General features: G+C 77.9%; 1 pseudogene. It reads right to left on the bottom strand.

Going from position 1 to position 869, the window contains the following annotated elements:
- A pseudogene (locus tag QR78_RS35300) lies at positions 1-744 on the bottom strand (LysM peptidoglycan-binding domain-containing protein); the annotation flags it as partial.
- Between the last annotated feature and the right edge of the window lie 125 nt (positions 745-869).

Raw genomic sequence — 869 nt, forward strand, 5'->3', positions numbered from 1 at the left:
GGCCATGGACGGGGCGGGGGCGGGTTGAGCCGGAGCGGCCCTGACCGGAGCGGCCGGCGCCGGCTCGCCGAGGACCCGCTCGCCGAGGGCCCGCTCGCCGAGGGCCTGCTCGCCAAGAGACCCCTCGCCGAGGGCCTTGGGCATCGCGAAGGCGGTCTCGGCCCGGGTCTCGACCTTGCCGGAGGCGGGATCGACCTGATCGACCCGCACCCGGTAGTCGCCGGGCTTGACCCCGCCGCCGATCGTGAAGGCGATGCGGCCGTCCGGCCCCGCCTGGCCGGGGGCCACCAGCGTGTCGTTGAGGTAGAGCCGCAGGGCGGCCTTCGGGGCGCCCCGCGCCGTGACGTAGAGCCGGCCGCCCGCCTCGGCATCGACGCCGACGACTTTGACCGGCGCGGGCCGGGCTTCGTCCTTCGCCGCCCGCTCGGCCGCGCCCTTGCCGTTCGGAGCACCGCTCCTCGCCTCGGCCTTCGGGGGTGCCTTCGACTCGGGTGAGGCTGAAGCCCCGGGCGACGGTTTGGCCTCCGACGCGACCTTGGCCTCGGCCGGGCCCGGCGGCGCGGCCTCCGGCAGCGACAGCACCGCGGTCGGCTGCCCGGGCGCCGTCACGGCGACGAGGGGCTTGGCGCGCCGGTCGGGCGCGACCACCACCACGGCGCTGTCGCGGCCGGTCAGCCGGGTGCCGTCCGGCGCGGTGCTCTGCAGCGTGATCTCGCTGGTGCCGGGCGGCAGGGTCGGCGGCACCAGGGCCGATGCCGCCGGGAACTTCGCCCTGGTGCCGCCGACCCTGCCGCCCGGCACCAGCGAGATCACGCTGCAGAGCACCGCGCCGGACGGCACCCGGCTGACCGGCCGCGACAGCGCCGTGG

This window comes from Methylobacterium indicum, from assembly GCF_001043895.1.
Classification (GTDB): Bacteria; Pseudomonadota; Alphaproteobacteria; order Rhizobiales; family Beijerinckiaceae; genus Methylobacterium; species Methylobacterium indicum.